The following is an 18,750-nucleotide window of genomic DNA, read 5'->3' as shown; positions in this document are numbered from 1 at the left end:
ACCCCCCACCCGAGGAGCCGACCGTGGCCGTGAACCCCATCCCCGAGGGCTATCCCCGCCTGTCCCCCTACCTGGCCGTGGACGGGGCCACCGACGCCATCGCCTTCTACTGCGACGTGCTCGGCTTCGAGTCCCGGGGCGGGGTGATGACCGGTCCCGACGGCCGCGTCGGCCATGCCGAGCTGGCCCTCGGCAGCTCGGTGCTGATGCTCAGCGACGAGGCGCCCGAGGCCGGCGCCCTGAGCCCCCGGTCACTCGGCGGTTCGCCGGTGCTGCTCCACCTGTACGTGGAGGACGTGGACGCCCTCTTCGCCAAGGCCGTCGAGGCCGGCGCCACCGTGGAGCGCGAACCGTCGGACCAGTTCTACGGCGACCGCATGGCCGTCATCGCCGACCCGTGGGGCCACCGCTGGAGCATGTCCTCCCACATCGAGGACGTGTCGATGGAAGAGATGGAGCGCCGGGCCACCGAAGCCATGTCCGAGGGCTGACACCGGCCGGCCAGCGCCTCCGGGGGCGGCGGACGTCGACCACGGTGCGAGCCGAGGACCGACCTCCCCCGCCTCCGGCTGCTCAGGCCAGCGACTCGACCGGGGTGGCGTCGTCGCCACCGGCCTCGTCGTCGGCGGCGGCGGTCGGGTCGGAGCCGGCCAGCTGGGTGCGGTGGAGCTCGGCGTAGCGCCCTTCGGCGGCCAGGAGGTCGGCGTGGCTGCCCCGCTCCACGATGCGGCCGCCCTCCACCACCAGGATGGTGTCGGCCCGGCGGATGGTCGAGAGCCGGTGGGCGATGACGATGGCCGTCCGGCCCTCCAGGGCATCGGCCAGAGCGGCCTGGACCGCGGCCTCCGAGGTCGAGTCGAGCGAGGCGGTGGCCTCGTCCAGGATCACCACCCGGGGCCGGGCCAGCAGCACCCGGGCGATGGTGAGGCGCTGGCGCTCGCCGCCGGAGAACCGGTACCCGCGCTCGCCCACCACCGTGCCCAGGCCGTCGGGCAGCCCGGCCACCAGGCCGTCGAGGCGGGCCCGGCGCAGGGCGTCCCACAGCTCCTCGTCGGTGGCCTCGGGCCGGGCCAGGCGCAGGTTGTCGCGCACCGACTCGTGGAACAGGTGGCCGTCCTGGGTGACGAAGCCCACCGTCTCCCGCAGGGACGCGAACGTGAGGTCCCGCACGTCGACCCCGGCGATGCGCACCGCCCCGCCGTCCACGTCGTAGAGCCGGGCGGCCAGCGACGCGGTGGTCGACTTGCCGCTGCCGGAGGTGCCGACCAGGGCCACCATCTGGCCCGGCTCGACCCGGAACGAGATGCCGTGCAGCACCTCCACGCCACCCCGGGTGTCCAGGGTGGCCACCTCCTCCAGGGAGGCCAGCGACACCTTGTCCGCCGCCGGGTAGGCGAAGCGGACGTCGTCGTAGGTGATCGACACCGGGCCCTCGGGCACGGCCCGGGCGTCGGGCCGCTCGGCGATGAGGGGCTCCAGGTCCAGCACCTCGAAGATGCGCTCGAAGCTGACCAGGGCGGTGGAGGCGTCGACCCGGGCGCTGGCCAGGGCGGTGAGGGGGGCGTAGAGCCGGGTGAGCAGCAGGGCCAGGGTGACGATGGTGCCGGCGTCCAGGGAGCCCCGCAGGGCCAGCCAGCCCCCCAGGCCGTAGACCAGGGCCAGGGCCACAGCCGACACCGAGGCCAGGGCGGTGAGGAAGATGGACTGGCCCATGGCCGTGCGCACCCCGATCTCGGCCACCCGCTGGGCCCGGGCCCCGAACTCGGCCTCCTCCTGCTCGGGCCGGCCGAACAGCTTCACCAGGGTGGCGCCGGGGGCCGAGAACCGTTCGGTCATCTGGCTGGTCATGGCCGAGTTGTGGTCGGCCGCCTCCCGCTCCAGGTGGGCCAGGCGGGCCCCCATGCGCCGGGCCGGGATCAGGAACACCGGCAGCAGCACCAGCGACAGCAGGGTGATGGGCCACGACAGGGTCAGCATCACCCCCAGGGTCAGGAGCAGGATGATGAGGTTGCTGACCACGTCGGAGAGGGTCCAGGTGAAGGCCCGCTGGGCCCCGATGACGTCGTTGTCCAGCCGGCTGACCAAGGCACCGGTGCGGGTGCGGGTGAAGAAGGCCACCGGCATGCGCTGCACGTGGCCGAACACCGCCCGCCGCAGGTCGAGGATCAGGCCCTCGCCGATGCGGGACGACTGCCAGCGCTCGGCCACGCCGGTGATGGCCTCGGCCACGGCGATGGCGGCGATGAGCAGGCCGAGGCGGATGACGGTGCCCTCCGAGCCCCGGCCCACGATCTCGTCCACCACCCGGCCGGCCAGGACCGGGGTGGCCACCGTGAGGACGGCCCCGATGGCACTGAGGACCAGGTAGGCCACGATGGCCCGCCGATGGGGGCGGGCGAAGCGGGCCACGCGGCGCAACGTCTCTCGGCTGATGCGGCGGCCGCTGCGGTCGCCGTGCACCGCGCTCTCCAGAGCCATCCAGTGGGTGAAGTCCATCTGCATGCCGACAGCTTCACACCTCGAGAGAAGTCGAGGTCAAGCGCCAGGCGTAGGTTGCACGGCGTGCCCCTGCCCACCGTTCACCCGCCCGCCGCCTCAACCGGCCCTCGCCGTCCGGCGCCGCGCCGGGCCGCGGCGCTGGCCCTGGCCGGGCTGCTGCTGGTGGCCGGGGCGGGCTGCTCCTCCGACCCCGGCGACGGGACGGCAGCGTCGGGTGCGACCACCACCGCCCCCGGCGACCCCGACGGCGGCGCCACGACCACCACGCCGGCCGACCCGTCCACCCCGGGAGACGGCACGACCACGGCTCCGACGGTCGAAGCCGTCGGGACCTACGCCGTGGGCTCCCACGAGGAGACCCTGGTGGACGACACCCGGACCACCCAGGCCCACGGGGGCGAGGCCGAGAAGCCCGACCGCACCCTGCCGGTGCTGGTGCTCTACCCCACCGACGGCGGCACCGCCCCTGACCCCGAGGCCGACATCGTGGTCGACGCCCCTCCCGCGCCGGGGCCGTGGCCGCTGGTGGTGTTCTCCCACGGGCTGAGTGGCAACGGCCCCGCCTACACCACCACCCTCCGGGTCTGGGCCTCGGCCGGCTACGTGGTCGTCGCCCCCACCTACCCCCTGGCCAACGACGAGACGCCGGGCGGCAGCACCCCCAGCGACATCCCCGAGCAGACCGCAGACGTGGCCTTCGTGATCGACTGGGCCCGCCAGGCGTCGAGCGCTGACGACGGGCCGCTGGCCGGGCTGATCGACGGCGAGCGCGTCGGCCTGGCCGGCCACTCCCTGGGCGCCATCACCTCGGTGGCCGTGGGCTACAACCCCTGCTGCCAGGACCCGCGGGTCGGCGCCGTGGCCGAGTGGGCCGGTGGGTACGCCACCGACCTGGGCCAGGGCGGCGGAGAGCCGGTGGCCGACGGGCCGCCCCTCCTGATCGTGCACGGCGACGCCGACGACACCGTGCCCTACGACCGGGCCGAGGATGCCTTCGCTCGCATCGACGCGCCGCGCACCCTGGTGACGCTGATCGGCGGCGCCCACACCCCGCCCTACGTGCAGGGCCTGGCTCACCCCGACACCACCGTGGTGACCCTGTCCGCGCTGGCCTTCTTCGACCAGCACCTCAAGGACGACCCCGACGGCGCCGACCGCCTGGCCGCCGTGGTGGACGACGCCGGCCCCACCGTGGCCACCCGAGAGGACGCCCCGGCCTGATCGGGGCCTCGACGTCGTCAGGTGGCGGTCCGCCGCCGTCTTCCTGGCCGTCGCGCTACGGGGTGGCGAACCAGTTGGAGTTCAGGCCCAACAGGGACCGGACCTGGTCGCCGGTCAGGGTCACGTTCTCGCCGGTGAAGCGGGCCCGCACCGACAGCACCCGGCCGCCCTGGTCGCCCAGGCCGTTGCGGACGTAGGAGTCGAAGCCCAGGAAGGCGCCCACGTCGTGACCCTGGCGCCCGTCGAAGGCGGACTCGACCGCCGACGCCTCCAGGTCCACCGTCCACGTGTGCCGGCTGTTGCGGCTGGTGTCGTCGCCCTCGTCGATCACCGCCGGGAAGTCCCCGCCCGCGGTCCAGCCCCCGGTGGAGGAGGAGAACTCGGTGCGGGCCACGGCGCCCCCGGACCGCTGGCGCACCTGCCGGGCGGTGGCCGCCACCGCGGCGTCGCTGCGGCTGTCCTCGGACCGGGTCACCGCCCCGCCGATCGACGAGCGGGACCCGTAGCCGGCATAGGCCTGGCACTGGGTGGTGTCGCAGCTGGTGGCCCAGGCCACGCCCCCGTCGGTCCAGCGGGTGTCGCCGGCCAGGAGGTAGGACCGGGCCGCCACCGCCTGGACCCGCAGGGCCGCGGCCCCGGCCCCACCGGCCAGGTCGGCCCACGAGGCCGGCATCTCGGCCGGCACCACCGAGCGCAGCATCGACTCGGTGTCGACCTCGTTGACCGTCACGATGGTCCGCCCTCCGCCCACCGTGGTGTCCACCGCCCGCAGGTTGCCCCGGTAGTAGCGGGCGCTGGCCCCGGTGCAGCGCTGCAGCATCAGGCTGGCGTCGTCACCCTGGGCCAGGCGGGAGTGCACGGCCACCTCGGAGGCCAGGCGCTCGCCCCGGCTGGCCCACGGCCCGCTGCACCCCGGCCCGGTCCACACCTGGAACCGGTCGGCGCCCAGCCGGGCGATGCGCACCGCGGCCACGTCGGCGCCGTACCCGTCCACCCGCAGCACCCCGGCCCCCTGCTGCACCACCAGCTCCTGGCCCCTGCTGGCCACCAGGTAGACCCGCTGGTTGACGTTGGTAGGACGGGTAGCGGTGCTGGTGCCGCCGTAGAAGTGGTTCAGGATCTGGGTGCCGCTCCACCCGTGGTCGATGGCGTAGCCCAGGGCGCCGTACTGGCCCATGCCCCGACCGTGGCCCCAACCGTGGCCGGTGAAGGTGACCACGCCGGGCGGCGGCAGCTCGCACCCGACCTGGGCCCGGGTGAAGAACTCGCCGCTGGAGGCCAGCTGCACGGCCAGGCGCACGTCGTTGACGGTGCGGAGCTGCTCGGCCCAGAAGGCCAGGCCCTCGGCGTCGGGGGCGCGGCCCAGCACCTCGTTGTAGAGCCGGGTGACCCGATCCCGGCGCGACTCCGACGAGGCCAGGAAGTCGGCCGCCACCCGCGGGCGCCCCCGGGTGAGCACCTGCGGCCGCCAGAACTCGAGGCCGGCGGCGTCCGGGGCCCGGTGCAGGATCCGGGCGTACAGGTCGGTGACGAAACCGTCGTCGGTGCCACCGGCTCGGGCGTAGAACTCGTCGGAGCCGTAGATCTGGCTCCCGATGCGAGTGACCATCGCCCCCCGGCGCAGCCGGTCGATCCAGTAGATCCGCCCGGCCTCGTCGGGGTTCCGGTCGAGGGCCTGCTGGTACAGGGCGGTGACCTCCACCGAGAGCCACTCGTCGCTGGTGGCCAGCGCCTCGGGCAGGCGGCTCCGGGGCACGGCGGCATCGAACAGCGCGGTCCAGCCGGCGATCTCCGACGCGGTGGCATCGCGGTCCAGGAAGACCTGGTGGCCGCGCTGGACGAAGCAGCCCTCCTCGTCGGGCGCCGCCCCGGCGGGGCCCGAGCCCACCCCGGGGAGCAGCGCGCCGGCCACCAGCACGACGGCCAGCAGCACCACCGCCACGGGGAGGGGCGGGCCCGATCGCCGGACGGACGCCGGGCCGCCTCGTCCCGTGAGCGGCGCTCTCCTGTCCATGCGTCACCGTCCCATCGGCCGTGCCCGCGGCTCGCCTCGACGCTAGGCCAGCGGCCAGCGCCGCCCGGGCCGCCAGCCAGTTCCCCTGGCGTCGCGGCCGGGACGCGCCGCGGGGGCGGCCCGATGGGCCGCCCCCGCGGGCATACCGAAGGAGGGCGATCCTCAGCCGGGGCCGATGCCGCTGAGGTCGGTCTGGCAGCCCTGGAACCGCTCCGAGTCCTCGGGGGTGAAGTTGGGCATCTCGGCCGCCAGCTCCGCGCCCTGGGTGCCCAGGTCGGTGGAGAGCTGGGTGACCTCCTGCTGCAGGTCGGAGTTGGTGGGGTCGTCCTGGAGCTCGGCCGACTTGTCGACCAGCTCCTGCACCGAGTCGCAGAAGGCCTCGATGGCCTCGTTGCCGCCGGCGTCGCCACCGTCACCGGAGTCGCCGCCCTCGTCGGTCTGCTCCGTGGTCGTGGTGTCGCCACCATCGCCGTCGTCGTCACCGCACGCCGCTGCTCCTCCGACCAGCAGCGTCAGCACCAACAACCATCCCAGCTTGCGTCGCATCTGATACGTCCCTTCGCCCGTGGCGTCTCGGCGGCCCGGGGTGAACCGCGCCGTCATGGTGCGGGCCGACGGCCGGCCTGTCCTGAGTGGCCCCTACGCAAATGTCGGCCCGCCACCCGGGTGCCCCTCCCCGGCCCGCCGCCGGGGCCGCCCCCAGGGAGGCCGCCGAGCGCCGTGACCAGCGGGATCACCCGCGCCAGCCGGGCCAGCACCGCGGCACGTCCCGCACGACCGGGGCACGAGCGAAATGCCCGGCCGGGTCAGGCGCGGCCGTCCTCGGAGTGGGCCAGGGTGTCGAGCTGCTGCCACCGCGACCGCAACGACCGGGCGTGGCGGGCCATCCCGGCCCACGGGTCGCCGTGGGCGGCCAGCCGGTCGGGCACGGTGGCCACCGTCCACCCGTCGGGCCGCAGGTCCGGGTCGTCCAGCTCGTCCCAGGTGATGGGGGTGGCCACCGGGGCGCCGGGCCGGGGGCGTACGGAGTACGGCGCCACCGCCGTCTGGGCCCAGCCGTTGCGGGCCACGTCCACGTAGAGGCGGCCCTTCCGCTTGGCCTTGCGCCCGGCGTCGGTGAGCTCGTCGGGGTGGCGGAGGGCCAGCACCCGGGCCAGGGCCTGGGCGAAGGCGCCCACCGCCTCGGTGGGGGCGGACCGGTCGACGGGCGACACCACATGGATGCCCCGCGACCCGGTGACCTGCAGGTAGGAGGCCAGGCCGAGCTCGTCCAGCAGGTCCCGGGTCCAGTGGGCGGCCCGGCGCACGCCGTCGAAGTCGTCGTCGGAGGGGTCGAGGTCGACCAGGATCAGGTCGGGGTGCTCCAGGTCCGGGGCCCGGCTGGGCCACCGGTGGAACGACACGGTCCCCAGGTTGGTGAGGGCCAGCAGAGCGGCCTCGTCGTCGACCACGGGGTGGCAGACCGTCCCGCCGGCCTTGCGGGCCTCGACGGTGCGGATCCACCCCGGCGTCCCCCGGCCCACGTCCTTCTGGTAGAAGCCGTCGGCCCCGATGCCCTCGGGGAAGCGCTGGAGCATCAGGGGCCGGCCGGCCAGGTGGGGCACCAGCACGTCGGCCACGGCGTGGTGGTACGCGGCCAGGTCGGCCTTGGTCAGCCCGTCGTCGGGGAACAGCACCCGGTCCGGGTGGGTGATCTCCACCTCTCGGCGCCCGGCCCGGTACGTCGTCGCCGACTCCTCCACCCCCCCGATCTACCCGACACGGCCCACCGGAACCGGGACCCCGCCGGCCGGCCGTCGCCTGGTCCTCCCGGGCAGGGCCACGGCGAGGCCGGAGGCGACCACCAGCGCGCCGCGCTCCGAGCCTGGCACCGGCGGCCTCAGGTCCCGGACCCGCGCCGGGCCACGACCCGGGCCTCGCGCCAGAGGGCGAGCACGGTGGCGGCGTCGGGCAGGCCCGCGGCCCGGAGCCGAGCCGGGTCGGCGGATCGCTGCGAGGGCGGGAGGGGGGCGTCCTCCGGCAGGCGGCTCGCAGCACGGCGGAGCACGGCCCCGACCAGGCGGGGTGACTGCCCCCGGCACCAACGGACCACGTCGGCGCCGAGGTCGGCGTGACGGTCCTCGTCCCGGGCCATGGCCCGCAACACCGGCCCGACGCTCGGATCGACAGCGGTGGCCGCACCGGCCCGGAGGCGGGCCGCGGCCGAGCGCTCCCCCACCACCCCGTCGGCCCATGACTCGACGGCCAGGCCGACCACCTCGGCTCGCCACCGCAGCCCTCGGCCCGGGACCCTGGCGCCGGGCCGGGCCCCGACGGACCCGGCCCCGGGCGCGTCGAAGGGGTCGCGGGGCGCTCGACGATGCACCGGGGCGGTCGGGGCCCCGCCGGCCAGGCGGAGGCAGGCCCGCGCGTGGCGCACCTCGTCGGTGGCCGCGGTCCGGGCCCGCTGGGCCAGCTCGGACGGGCCACCGACGGCCTCCAGGCGGGCGGCCAGGTTCTCGAAGGCCGCCACCGAGGCCGCCTCCTCGACCGCGGCCTCTTGCCACCACGTCGCCGGGTCACCGGCCACCGACACCGGCCCGGGGGCCCGACCCGGCCCGTCCGCCGAGGTCGTCCCGATCACGTCGAGATCGACGGCGTCGACCGCTGCCACCCCGGGCCCGCTCGCCCCGGCCGCCGTCACCCTGCCCCCCGACGTCGCCCGGACCGGGGTCGCCGGCTGGCGCCGGCCCCGGCGGCGCTCGGGCCGACCCGAGATGAACGAGTAGCCGGTCACCTCCCGCAGCACCACGGCGATGGCCACGATGCCCCCGGCCAGGGCCACGCACGCTCCGACCACGGCCCGGACCCGGACCCGATCGTCCACGCCGAGGGCCGGGCGCCGCTCGACCCAGGCCACCACCACGCCCGCCGCCACAAGGGCCAGGCCCAGGACGACCACCGGCCACCACGTCTGCAGGATGCGCTGGGAGGAGCCCGACAGGCCATCGGGGGCGAGGACCAGCGAGACCCGGCGGGCCCGGCCCACCCCGCTGCCCACCGCCACCACGGCCACGCCCCCCAGGGCCAGCAGGAGCCCCGGTGCGACCCGGCCCCGGGCCCGGCCGGCCAGGGCGGCCAGGGCGGGGAGGCTCGCGGCTCCGACCACGGCGGCGAGCAGCGCCTCCCCGTCGCCGGGCCGCGTGGCGGCTTCGCCGTGGGCCAGGATCACCAGGACGACGACCGCGGCGGCCCCGGCCAGGGTGGCCCGGAGCCGCCATGGGGCGGGGCGGCCGGGTGCGGCCCACCGCTCCGGCTCGGTGGTGGTGCCCGCCTCGGTCTCCATGGCGCCTCCCGACGTCGCTCGGACCCTATGACGCCGCCGAGCCGGCCGAGGTTCCGCGGGGTCGGGCCGACCTCCGCCGCGCCCGCCCGCCCGATCACAGGTGAGGGTCACGTCGTCCCGTGCCTCGGGCGCGGCGTGCAGCCGCTGGTCCTTGGTGACGAGGGGCAGGCGCCCGAGGAGCGCGGTGGCGTGGACCAGCGCTCGGTTCAGGTGGCGGCGATGACGTCGATCAGCACCTGGGCCAGCTCGGGGCCCCGGTCCTCCTGGAGGAAGTGGCCGCCGCCCTCGATGGTGGTGTGGGGCTGGCCGGCGGCTCCGGGGACCTTGGCCCGGAACGGCGCGTCGCCCCCGGTGGTGATGGGATCCTTGTCGCTGAAGGCGCACACGAACGGCTTCTCGAAGCGGGACAGCACCTCCCAGGCCGCCTGGTTGTCGGCCGAGGCCGGGTCGTCGGTGGAGGTGGGCACCAGCGCGGGGAAGATCCGGGCCCCGGCCTTGTAGCTGTCGTCGGGGAACGGGGCGTCGTAGGCGGCGATCACCTCGGGGGCCAGGTCGGTGGCGCAGCCCCCGTTGATGATGGCCCCCACCGGGAACGACTCGGCCTCCTGCGAGAAGGCCTGCCAGGCCAGGAAGGCGTCGCTGGGCCGGCCGTGGCCGGTGGGCAGCCCGGTGTTGCCGACCACGACGCGGGTGTAGCGGTCGGGGTCGGCGGCCACCAGGCGCAGGCCGATCAGGCCGCCCCAGTCCTGGCCGAAGAAGGTGATGTCGCGCAGGTCGAGGTGGTCGAAGAGGAGCTGGCGCACCCACTCCACCTGGCGGGCGTAGGTGTGATCGGCCATGGCCGTGGGCTTGTCGCTGCGCCCGAAGCCCACCAGGTCGGGGGCGATCACCCGGTGCCCGGCGGCCACCAGGGGCGGGATCATGTGGCGGTACAGGTAGCTCCACGACGGCTCGCCGTGCAGCAGCAGGACGGGGGCCGCCTCCGGGGGGCCCTCGTCCAGGAAGTGGACCCGCAGGGAGCCGCCCTCGCCGTCGTCGATCTCGGCGTGGTGGGGGGCGAAGGGGTAGCCGGGGAGGTCGGCGAAGCGCTCGTCGGGGGTGCGGAGGGTCTGCATCGGTGCTCCTCGGGTCTACTGGCGGGACATGGTCCGGCGCTCGGCGGCGGCGGCGTCGCCGTCGTCGGCGCGGGGCGGGCGGACGAGCGCGATGTCGACGCGGCGCAGGTCGCCGGCGAAGGGGTTCGGCGCCTGGTAGAGGTCGCTGACCGCCGAGCCGTGGTCGAAGCCCACGCTGGGACCGATGCTCGACATCACCGACATCACGAAGGGGATGGCCACCGAGCCGGCCTCGGCCCCGTCGACCACCAGGGTGGCCTGGCCGGCGCGCCCCTGGCGCCGGAACTGCACGCCGACCACCGACGGGCCCTCGGGCACCGGCCGGTCGGAGCGCACCACCTGGTGGTCGCCGAAGCAGTTGTAGTCGAAGGTCAGGTGGTCGTCCTGGACGAACAGGCTGAGCCCGGAGTTCTCGGTGCCCGAGGCGTAGAGCACGCCGCCGGCCCCGGCCGGGCGGTCGATGGTGGCCTCCAGGTCCCAGCTCCGGCCGCCCAGGGCCGGGGCCACCTGGGCCGGCAGCGGGGTCATGGGCGGGTGGTAGGTGTAGCGCCGGCTGGCGGGGTGGGGGGAGCGGTCGCGGAAGCGGGTGCCGAACAGCTCGATGGTGCGGTCGTCGAGGGGCAGCACGCCGTGGGCCTCGGCCTCCTGCCACCACCGCTCGACCAGCTCGGCCACCTTCTCGGGTCGCGCGGCGGCCAGGTCGTGGCACTCCGAGCGGTCCACCTCCACGTGGTACAGCTCCCAGGTGTCGTCGTCGAAGGAGGTGCCCGGCTGGTGGCGGGTGACGACCTTCCAGCCCTCGGCGTAGAGGCCGCGGTGGCCCATCATCTCGAAGTACTGGACGTGCTTGCGGCTGGGCGCCTCGGGGTCGGTGAACGTGTAGGTCAGGGGGACGCCGGTGACCGGCATCTGCTCCCGTCCCCGGTACACCTCCGGCGGGGTGACGCCGAGGATGTCGTAGATGGTGGGGGCGATGTCGTTCACGTGGTGGAACTGGTGGCGCAGGGACCCGCCATCGGCGATGCGTGACGGCCAGCGCACGATGAGGGGCACGTGGACGCCGCCCTCGTGGGTGTTCTGCTTGTACCACTTGAACGGGGTGTTGCCGGCCTGGGCCCAGCCCCACGGGTAGTTGGTGTGGCTGTGGGGCCCGCCGATGTCGTCGATGTGGTCGATGGCCTCGTCGGGGGCCTCCACGATGAAGTTGAAGAACTTCATCTCGTGCAGCACCCCGAAGGGCCCGCCCTCCTGGCTGGCCCCGTTGTCGGAGAGGAAGACGACCAGCGTGTCGTCGGTGAGGCCGAGGCGGTCGAGGCCGGCCAGGAAGCGGCCGATCTGGTCGTCGGTGTGCTCCAGGAAGGCGGCGAAGGCCTCCTGGAGGCGGGCGGCCAGGCGGCGGTGGTTCTCGGGCAGGTCGTCCCAGGCCTCGACCCCGGGGTTGCGGGGGGCCAGCGCGGTGCCCGGCGGGACCAGGCCCATCTCCTGCTGGCGGGCGAACCACCGCTGGCGGGCCGCGTCCCACCCGTCGTCGAAGCGGCCCCGCCACCGCTCCCGATAGGCCGCCGGGGCCTGGTGGGGGGCGTGCATGGCCCCCAGGGCCAGGTACAGGAAGAAGGGCCGGTCGGGCCGGATCGACACCGTGTCGTGGATGAAGCCCAGCGACCGGTCGACCAGGTCCTCGGTCAGGTGGTAGCCCTCGTCGGGGCCGGCCGGGGGGTCGACGGCGTGGTTGTCGTAGACCAGCTCGGGGTGGAACTGGTCGGTCTCGCCCTCCATGAACCCGTAGAAGCGGTCGAAGCCCCGCTGGCACGGCCACTGGTCGTAGGGCCCGGCGGCCGAGGCGTCCTCCATGGGGCACAGGTGCCACTTGCCCGCCGCGAAGGTGGTGTAGCCCTCGTCGCGCAGCACCTCGGCCACGGTGGCGGCGTGGTCCGAGACGTGGCCCCGCATGTGGGGGTAGCCGCTGCTGAAGTTGGACACCGCCCGCATCCCGACCTCGTGGTGGTTGCGCCCGGTCAGCAGGGCGGCCCGGGTGGGCGAGCACAGCGGGGTGACGTGGAAGTTGGTGTAGCGCAGGCCCTGGGCGGCCAGGCCGTCGATGTGGGGGGTGGCCAGGTCGGAGCCGTAGCAGCCGAGCTGGGCGAAGCCGGTGTCGTCGAGGAGGATCACCACCACGTTGGGGGCGTCCTCGCCCGGGTGGGATCGGGTGGGCCACCAGGGCGTGGACTCGGCCTGGGTGCGCCCGATGCGGCCCTCGAAGGCCTCACCGCGGGCCGACACCGCACCGCCCGTCCGGGGTCGGCTCATCTTTTGGCTCCCCACATGACAGAAGATCGTAGACAGGAACCCCCGGGGGCGCCAGGGGTGCCGTCCGGGACGCCGGCCGGCCGTCGGCCGGGGGCGCCTCAGCCCGGGACGGCCAGGAGGGAGCCGACGGCCCGCACCAGCACCCGCCGGCTGGCCGGCTCGTCCAGGTCCCGCACCTGGACCAGGTGCTCGAGGGCCTCGAACCCGAGCAGCACGTCGAGGGCGGCGGCCACGTCCTCGGCCCCGTCGGCCGGCAGGGCGGCCAGCTCGGGGGCGAACATGGCGCCGACCTGGTCCCGCAGCCGGGCCCGCCCCTGGCGCAGGCGCTCGGCGATGAGCGGGTTGGCCCGGGCCCGCAGGAGGGCGGCCCGAGCCATGGGGGCGACCGCCTCGTAGAGCCGGAGGCGGGCGTCCACGATGCGCTCGATGCGTTGCGGGAGGGGGCCCACACCCACGTCCTCCAGGGCGAACAGGTGCTCGACCCGCTCCAGGTGGCGGACCATGGCCGCCCGCACCAGGGCGTCCATGTCGTCGAAGTAGCGCTGCACCGAGCGACGGGACACCCCGGACCGCTCGGCCACGTCGGCGGGCGAGGGCGTCAGGGGGTTCTCCCGGAACAGTTCGAGCACGGCGTCGAGGACCGCCTCCCGGTTCCGGTCCCGCCGGGCGGTGCGCCCGTCCTGGGGTGGGGCTGCCCCCGCAGGCTCGGTCATGTCCTGTCGCTGGCCGGCACTCATCGCCGTTGCACCATCACTGTCCGCATGGCCACAAGCTACCGACGACGCCGCTCCCCGGGCGGGCGGGTCGGGCCGGCGCCGATGGGTGGCGGTGGGGCCGGTGACGGCGCCTAGGGTGCGCGCCCACGACGGCAGCTCGAGCGATCGGTCGGTGCACGTGGAGCTCCTCCTGCTCTCCAACTCCACCAACCACGGGGAGGAGATGTTCTCCCACGCCGCCGCGGCCTTCGCCGAGGTGGCCGCCGGGGCCCGGGTGACGTTCGTGCCCTTCGCCCTGGCCGACTGGGACGGCTACGCCGACCGGGCCGCCGCCGCCCTCGGGCGGTTCGACATCGAGGTCACCTCGGCCCACCGGGCCACCGCCCCCGACCAGGCCATCCTGTCCGCCGAGGTGATCATGATGGGCGGGGGGAACTCCTTCCGCCTGCTCGACGCGCTGTACGGGCTGGGCGTGGTGGAGGGGCTGGGGCAGCGGGTCCGGGACGGGGCGACCCGGTACATGGGGGCCTCGGCAGGCACCAACATGGCCTGCCCCACCATCCGGACCACCAACGACATGCCGATCTGCCGTCCCCCGAGCTTCACCGCCCTCGGCCTGGTGCCGTTCCAGATCAACCTCCACTACGTCGACGCCGACCCGCTCTCGACCTACATGGGCGAGACCCGCGAGGAGCGCATCGAGGAGTTCCTGGAGGAGAACGACTGCCCGGTCCTGGCCCTCTACGAGGGCACCTGGCTACGGGTCAGCGGCGAGCGGGCCACGGTGACCGGGCCGGCTCGCCTGTTCCGCCGCCAGGGCTGCGAGGCCTTCGCCGACGGGGTCGACGTGTCCTCCCTCCTGGACCTGCGCCCCGTCTTCGACGGCGGAGCCCGCCCGCGACGGGGCCCCCGGCCGAGCTGAGGGGCACCGAGCCCGCACCCAGCAAGAGGCCACGAAGCCCCCGCTCCAGTACTCTCGGGGCCCCACCTGACTTAGTGGACCTCCGTCCTTGACGGTCGACCCGACCAGGGTCGACACGATCCGTCGCCTCCTCTGAGCCCGATCTCGAGGAGCGTCATGTCCGTCGTCCCCACCCCCCGGTTGTCGCTCGTCCCCAACGGTGACGGCGACCATCGAGCGGCCCGCCCCGCCCCGGCGACCGGAACCGCCCCCCGGGCCGCGGCCGGCCACCGCCGGCCCACCGCGGTCGTCTACTGCGAGGCCAACCTCGGAGCCATCGACGGGAAGACGGCCAACGGGCTCGTCCGCCACTCCGAGACCTACGAGATCCTCTCGGTCATCGACAGCGAGAAGGCCGGCCAGGACGCCGGGGCGGTGCTGGACGACGTCCCGAACGGCATCCCGGTGTGCCAGGACCTGGATCGGGCCGTGGCCCACGCCGGCCACGTCCCCGACCACTTCATCTTCGGGATGGCCCCCTCCAGCGGGATGCTGTCGCCGAACGAGCGGACGGTCGTTCTGGGGGCCATCGGCCGGGGGATGAACATCGTCAACGGGCTCCACGAGTTCCTGAACGACGACGCCGAGCTCGCCGCCGCGGCCGCGGCCTGCAACGTCGAGATCCTCGACGTGCGCCGGCCCCGGGCCAAGAAGGACCTGCGGATGTTCAGCGGCCGCATCACCGAGGTCACCTGCCCGGTCATCGCCGTGCTGGGCACCGACGGCGCCATCGGCAAGCGCACCACCGCCACCATCCTGACCCGGGCCCTCAACGACCAGGGCATCAGGGCCGTCATGGTCAGCACCGGCCAGACCGGTCTCATCCAGGGGGCCCGCTACGGCATCGCCCTGGACGCCATCCCGTCGCAGTTCTGCTCCGGGGAGATGGAGGCGACGGTGCTGGCCGCCTTCGAGGGTGAGCACCCGCAGGTGATCGTGGTCGAGGGCCAGGGGGCGCTGAGCCACCCCGCCTACCTGACCTCGACCTTCATCCTCCGAGGCAGCCGGCCCGACGGGGTGATCCTCCAGCACGCCCCCGGGCGCACGCACCTGGGCGACTTCGGGCAGGTCACCATGCCCACGCCGGCGTCGGAGATCGACCTCATCGAGACCTTCGCCGACACCCGGGTCATCGGCCTGACCGTCAACCACGAGAACATGAGCGACGCCGAGGTCGACCAGGCCATCGACGGCTACGCCGAGGAGCTCGGCATCCCGGCCACCGACGCCCTGACCCGGCCGCCCGAGCAGCTGGTGGAGATGGTCCTGGCCGCCTTCCCCGGCCTCCGGAAGGCCTCGGCCCTCGACGCCTGATGCCCGCTCCGAGGCCGACGCCGGCCCCGCGACTGGACATCGACCTCGGCAAGGTCCACCACAACGCCCGGACCTTGGTCGAGGCCCTGGGGGCACGGGGCATCTCGGTCACCGGCGTGACCAAGGCGGCGCTCGGCTCCCCGGAGATCGCCCGGACGCTCCTCCGGGCCGGGGTGCGGGCCCTGGGGGACTCCCGCGTGGAGAACCTGGAGGGGCTGCGCCGGGCCGGCGTGACCGCCCCCCTGGTCCTGGTGCGCTCACCCATGCCCAGCCAGGTGGACCGGGTGGTGCGGGCCGCGGACGTCAGCCTGAACACCGAGCGGGCCGTGGTCCGGGCCCTGTCCGGCGCGGCGCAGGCCGCAGGGCGGGAGCACGGGATCGTGCTCATGGTCGAGCTCGGGGACCTGCGCGAGGGCCTCCTGCCCACCGAGCTGGAGGCGGCGGCGCGGGAGGTGTTGCAGCTCCCCCACCTGGTGCTGCGGGGCATCGGCACCAACCTGGCCTGCCAGAGCGGGGTCGTGCCCGACCCGGCCAACATGGGCGAGCTGTCGGCGCTGGCCCGGGCCGTCGAGGCGGCCTGCGGCGTGACCCTGGACGTGGTCTCGGGGGGCAACTCCGCCAACCTGGGCTGGGCCCTCTCCGGTGCCGATCCCGGACGGGTCGACGACCTGCGGCTGGGCGAGGCCATCCTCCTGGGGCGCGAGCCCCTCCACCGCCGCCCCCTCGACGGGTTGCACGCCGACGCCTTCACCCTGGTGGCCGAGGTCATCGAGGCCAAGGTCAAGCCGTCGCAGCCCCGGGGCGAGCGGGCCCAGGCCGCCTTCGGCCCGGTGCCGGCCCATCCGGGCACCGGGTCGGCCGACGGGGACAGCGGCGCGGGCCGGAGCGACGGGACGGGCCCCGAGGGGCGGGACGGCGACGAGGTCGGGCCCCGGGTGATCGTCGCCCTCGGGCACCAGGACACCGATCCCGCCGGCCTGCTGCCCCCACCCGGGGTCACCGTCCTCGGAGCCAGCAGCGACCACCTGGTGCTCGACCCCGGTCGCCACACGCTGGCGGTCGGGGACGAGGTGCCGTTCCAGGTGGGCTACGGCGCCCTGGTCCGGGCCATGACCTCCCCCTTCGTCACCCAGGTCCTCACCGGGGGCGTCGAGGTGCCGCCCGCCGCGACCTCGGGGGCGAGGCCGGCCTGAGCCGGCGGCTCAGAGGGGACGCCACACCCCGACGGGGACCACCCGGCGCACCCAATCCTGCGGACCGCCGGCTGGCCGAGCGCCTCTGACCGGCCTCTAGCGTGGATAGCCGGAACAGGTCGCAGTGTTGGCGATGCAGCGTCGCACCCAGACGTAGCCGGGCGAGCTCGCCAGCGAGCCCCGGGAACCCACCTTCATGTAGATCGCACCCCGAGAGCCATCGCAGGCGTAGCTGTAGGTGGCGGAGGTGATCCCGACCAGGCGCTCGCCCTTGGCCGTCTTCTTGACCGCCGGTCCCCCGCTGTCCCCCGGGCACACGTGGCGCCCCGTCCACGTGGCGGTGAAGAAGTGGTGGGCCCGGAAGGAACGGGAGAGGCCCGTGGGCCTCCACGGCGAGAAGGTGTTGATCCGGAAGACGGCCTGTCGCTGGTACCGGGACGGGGCGCCCCCACCGGCGGTCGGGCCGTAGCCGTAGACCCGGATGTCCTTGCCGGGGCCCCAGTCGCCGGTGACGGAGGAGTCGGCCAGGGGCAGGGCCGGCAGGGTGGACGGGGTGGACAGCTGGAGGAGCGCCAGGTCGCTGCTCACCGCGTAGATCCCCGAGGCCGACGACGCCGTGGCGTACTCGGGCATTGGGTAGATGTGCTTGATGGCCCGGACCTGGCCCTGTCCCCCGCTGCGAACGTCCCGCCGGCCGATGACCACCTTGGTCCCGGCCTTGCTGATGTCCCTGAGGCAGTGCCGCGCCGTGAGCACGTAGGAGCGGTGGACGAGCACGCCGGAGCAGACGTAGCGACGGATCGAGTCAGGCGTGCCCTGAGTCGGGGTGCCGTTGACCAGGCTGACGACCCACGGCTTCGAGGACGGCGTCCCCCCGTGGATGGCCCCGACCGGGTCCGGCCGGGCGACGGCCACGCAGGAGATGAGGATGGCGCAGAGGATCAGGCGACGCATCGCCTGACCGTAGCAACAGAGCCGGCAGGGACTGCCATCGGGGGTGGGCCGGTCAGGCCGGCGCGGAGGCGGGGACGAGGGGGCGGGGGCCGAACCAGCCCCGCGCCGCCAGGTGCCCGGAGGCCGAGGCCACATGGGCCTCGGTGAACATCCGGCCGGGACGGGAGCTGCCCACCAGGGCCACCGCCCGCTGCGGGTCGTCGGCGGCGGCCGGGTCGTCGCGGGTGGCCACCCAGTGCACGGTGGCCAGGAGCTCCAGGCCGTAGGGCGACTCGTAGCCCCGGGCCAGGGCCAGGACCCGCTCGATGCGGGCGGCCAGCCCCGGCACCGTGGCCACCACCGCGGCCGCGTCGTCAACCGCGCCGGGGAGCACCTCGATGGGCCCGGCCGAGGCGGCCGGCTCGGAGCCGTCGCCGTAGCCGGCCACCAGCGACCCCTCCAGGGGGACCAGGGCGTGGCGGAGGTCCTCGGCGTCGGGCCCGTGGCGGTCCCGGACGTAGGTGAGGCGCAGGTCGTGGCCCGCCTCCTGGAGGAAGTACAGGAGCTTCTGGACCTCCATCATCGTCACCTCGGGGGCCACCGCGGCGTAGCGGTCGACCAGGGTGACCAGGGCGGCCCGGGCCGGGGTCATGGGCACCCGGCGGGCCTCACCCGTCCCGGCGTCGCGGCCCGGCCGGCCACCGGGGCCGTAGAGGCGGACGTCCACCTCGGGCACCGCGGCCAGGGCCCGCTCCAGGAGGGGCCGCACCTCCGACCACGCCAGACCGCCGCTCCCGCAGCCCAGGGCGGGCACGGCCAGCGAGGTGATGCCGTGCTCGGCCACCACCCGCACCAGGTCGTCCAGGCCGGCCTCGATGTCGGCCGGGCGGACCTTGGACCGCCAGTGTCGACGGGTGGGGAAGTTGACGACCAGCCGGGGGGCGGTCCCGCCGGTGGCCCACACGTGCATGCGCCCCAGGTCCAGCTCGCCCCGGCGGGCGGCCCGCTCGTAGTCCTTGAACATGTCCGGGTGGCGCCGCTTCACCGCCAGGGCCAGGCCCTGGACCATCACCCCGACCAGGTTGACCGGGTTGACCAGGGCGTCGGCGTCGTCGTCGAGGAGGTCGCCGTCGGTGTCGGTGATCATGGGGG

The 18,750-nt window shown here is 74.9% G+C and carries 15 protein-coding genes; 5 read left to right on the top strand and 10 right to left on the bottom strand.

The features are described from left to right. Window positions 1-23 precede the first annotated feature (23 nt). Complete coding sequence (locus tag VEW93_10880) at window positions 24-491, top strand: VOC family protein (GenBank protein HYI62293.1); 468 nt, start codon at window positions 24-26, stop codon at window positions 489-491. Window positions 492-573: 82 nt separating this feature from the next. Here VEW93_10880 and VEW93_10875 read toward each other — a convergent pair whose 3' ends face one another. Beyond that, window positions 574-2,502, bottom strand: coding sequence for an ABC transporter ATP-binding protein (locus tag VEW93_10875; protein HYI62292.1), 1,929 nt, complete (start codon window positions 2,500-2,502; stop codon window positions 574-576). Between the two features lie 60 nt (window positions 2,503-2,562). Between VEW93_10875 and VEW93_10870 the strand changes: the two genes are divergently transcribed. Continuing rightward, the gene (locus VEW93_10870; GenBank protein ID HYI62291.1) at window positions 2,563-3,720 is read left to right on the top strand and encodes a hypothetical protein; all 1,158 of its coding nucleotides are present in this window, start codon (window positions 2,563-2,565) and stop codon (window positions 3,718-3,720) included. Window positions 3,721-3,775: 55 nt separating this feature from the next. Here VEW93_10870 and VEW93_10865 read toward each other — a convergent pair whose 3' ends face one another. The 7 genes from VEW93_10865 to VEW93_10835 form a co-directional block, all read right to left on the bottom strand. Next, on the bottom strand, window positions 3,776-5,653 hold the full coding sequence (locus VEW93_10865) for a DUF4214 domain-containing protein (GenBank protein ID HYI62290.1): 1,878 nt from the start codon (window positions 5,651-5,653) through the stop codon (window positions 3,776-3,778). Between the two features lie 243 nt (window positions 5,654-5,896). Further along, on the bottom strand, window positions 5,897-6,280 hold the full coding sequence (locus tag VEW93_10860) for a hypothetical protein (protein ID HYI62289.1): 384 nt from the start codon (window positions 6,278-6,280) through the stop codon (window positions 5,897-5,899). Between the two features lie 260 nt (window positions 6,281-6,540). Next, window positions 6,541-7,476: a non-homologous end-joining DNA ligase gene (gene ligD, locus VEW93_10855; protein HYI62288.1), complete on the bottom strand. Its 936-nt coding sequence runs from the start codon at window positions 7,474-7,476 to the stop codon at window positions 6,541-6,543. A 137-nt stretch (window positions 7,477-7,613) separates the two neighbouring features. After that, window positions 7,614-9,059, bottom strand: coding sequence for a hypothetical protein (locus tag VEW93_10850; protein ID HYI62287.1), 1,446 nt, complete (start codon window positions 9,057-9,059; stop codon window positions 7,614-7,616). Between the two features lie 206 nt (window positions 9,060-9,265). Continuing rightward, on the bottom strand, window positions 9,266-10,174 hold the full coding sequence (locus VEW93_10845; GenBank protein HYI62286.1) for a haloalkane dehalogenase: 909 nt from the start codon (window positions 10,172-10,174) through the stop codon (window positions 9,266-9,268). A gap of 15 nt (window positions 10,175-10,189) precedes the next feature. Then, window positions 10,190-12,481 carry an arylsulfatase gene (locus VEW93_10840; protein HYI62285.1) on the bottom strand — a complete coding sequence of 764 codons (2,292 nt, stop codon included), beginning with the start codon at window positions 12,479-12,481 and terminating at the stop codon, window positions 10,190-10,192. A gap of 98 nt (window positions 12,482-12,579) precedes the next feature. Next, the gene (locus tag VEW93_10835; protein ID HYI62284.1) at window positions 12,580-13,194 is read right to left on the bottom strand and encodes a TetR/AcrR family transcriptional regulator; all 615 of its coding nucleotides are present in this window, start codon (window positions 13,192-13,194) and stop codon (window positions 12,580-12,582) included. A 139-nt stretch (window positions 13,195-13,333) separates the two neighbouring features. Here VEW93_10835 and pepE point away from each other — a divergent pair, with 139 nt between their 5' ends. The 3 genes from pepE (at window position 13,334) to VEW93_10820 (ending at window position 16,665) form a co-directional block, all read left to right on the top strand. Next, window positions 13,334-14,119 carry a dipeptidase PepE gene (pepE, locus tag VEW93_10830; GenBank protein HYI62283.1) on the top strand — a complete coding sequence of 262 codons (786 nt, stop codon included), beginning with the start codon at window positions 13,334-13,336 and terminating at the stop codon, window positions 14,117-14,119. 156 nt (window positions 14,120-14,275) lie between these two features. Then, a complete protein-coding gene (locus VEW93_10825) occupies window positions 14,276-15,472 on the top strand; it encodes a DUF1611 domain-containing protein (protein ID HYI62282.1) in 1,197 nt (398 codons plus the stop codon). Continuing rightward, window positions 15,472-16,665, top strand: coding sequence for an alanine/ornithine racemase family PLP-dependent enzyme (locus tag VEW93_10820; GenBank protein HYI62281.1), 1,194 nt, complete (start codon window positions 15,472-15,474; stop codon window positions 16,663-16,665). The genes VEW93_10825 and VEW93_10820 overlap by 1 nt, the downstream gene beginning before the upstream one ends. A 96-nt stretch (window positions 16,666-16,761) precedes the next feature. On the opposite strand, the gene VEW93_10815 is transcribed toward VEW93_10820, so the two are convergent. Together VEW93_10815 and VEW93_10810 are read right to left on the bottom strand one after the other, a co-directional pair. Continuing rightward, window positions 16,762-17,619, bottom strand: a complete 858-nt coding sequence (locus VEW93_10815) for a trypsin-like serine protease (GenBank protein ID HYI62280.1) — start codon at window positions 17,617-17,619, stop codon at window positions 16,762-16,764. Between the two features lie 52 nt (window positions 17,620-17,671). Beyond that, entirely contained in the window at window positions 17,672-18,745 is a 1,074-nt protein-coding gene (locus VEW93_10810) for a macro domain-containing protein (GenBank protein HYI62279.1), read from the bottom strand. Window positions 18,746-18,750 lie beyond the last annotated feature (5 nt).

The sequence above is a fragment of the Acidimicrobiales bacterium genome (genome assembly GCA_035630295.1).
In the GTDB taxonomy this organism is placed as follows: Bacteria; Actinomycetota; Acidimicrobiia; order Acidimicrobiales; family Iamiaceae; genus Iamia.
This window is presented reverse-complemented; position numbering and strand designations above follow the sequence as displayed.

Excerpts from the sequence above, each read along its gene's own strand:
- VEW93_10875 (HYI62292.1), bottom strand. The coding sequence starts at position 2,502 with ATGCAGATGGACTTCACCCACTGGATGGCTCTGGAGAGCGCGGTGCAC.
- VEW93_10860 (HYI62289.1), bottom strand. The coding sequence starts at position 6,280 with ATGCGACGCAAGCTGGGATGGTTGTTGGTGCTGACGCTGCTGGTCGGA.
- VEW93_10850 (HYI62287.1), bottom strand. The coding sequence starts at position 9,059 with ATGGAGACCGAGGCGGGCACCACCACCGAGCCGGAGCGGTGGGCCGCA.
- VEW93_10845 (HYI62286.1), bottom strand. The coding sequence starts at position 10,174 with ATGCAGACCCTCCGCACCCCCGACGAGCGCTTCGCCGACCTCCCCGGC.
- VEW93_10840 (HYI62285.1), bottom strand. The coding sequence starts at position 12,481 with ATGAGCCGACCCCGGACGGGCGGTGCGGTGTCGGCCCGCGGTGAGGCC.
- VEW93_10835 (HYI62284.1), bottom strand. The coding sequence starts at position 13,194 with ATGACCGAGCCTGCGGGGGCAGCCCCACCCCAGGACGGGCGCACCGCC.
- VEW93_10825 (HYI62282.1), top strand. The coding sequence starts at position 14,276 with ATGTCCGTCGTCCCCACCCCCCGGTTGTCGCTCGTCCCCAACGGTGAC.
- VEW93_10820 (HYI62281.1), top strand. The coding sequence starts at position 15,472 with ATGCCCGCTCCGAGGCCGACGCCGGCCCCGCGACTGGACATCGACCTC.
- VEW93_10815 (HYI62280.1), bottom strand. The coding sequence starts at position 17,619 with ATGCGTCGCCTGATCCTCTGCGCCATCCTCATCTCCTGCGTGGCCGTC.
- VEW93_10810 (HYI62279.1), bottom strand. The coding sequence starts at position 18,745 with ATGATCACCGACACCGACGGCGACCTCCTCGACGACGACGCCGACGCC.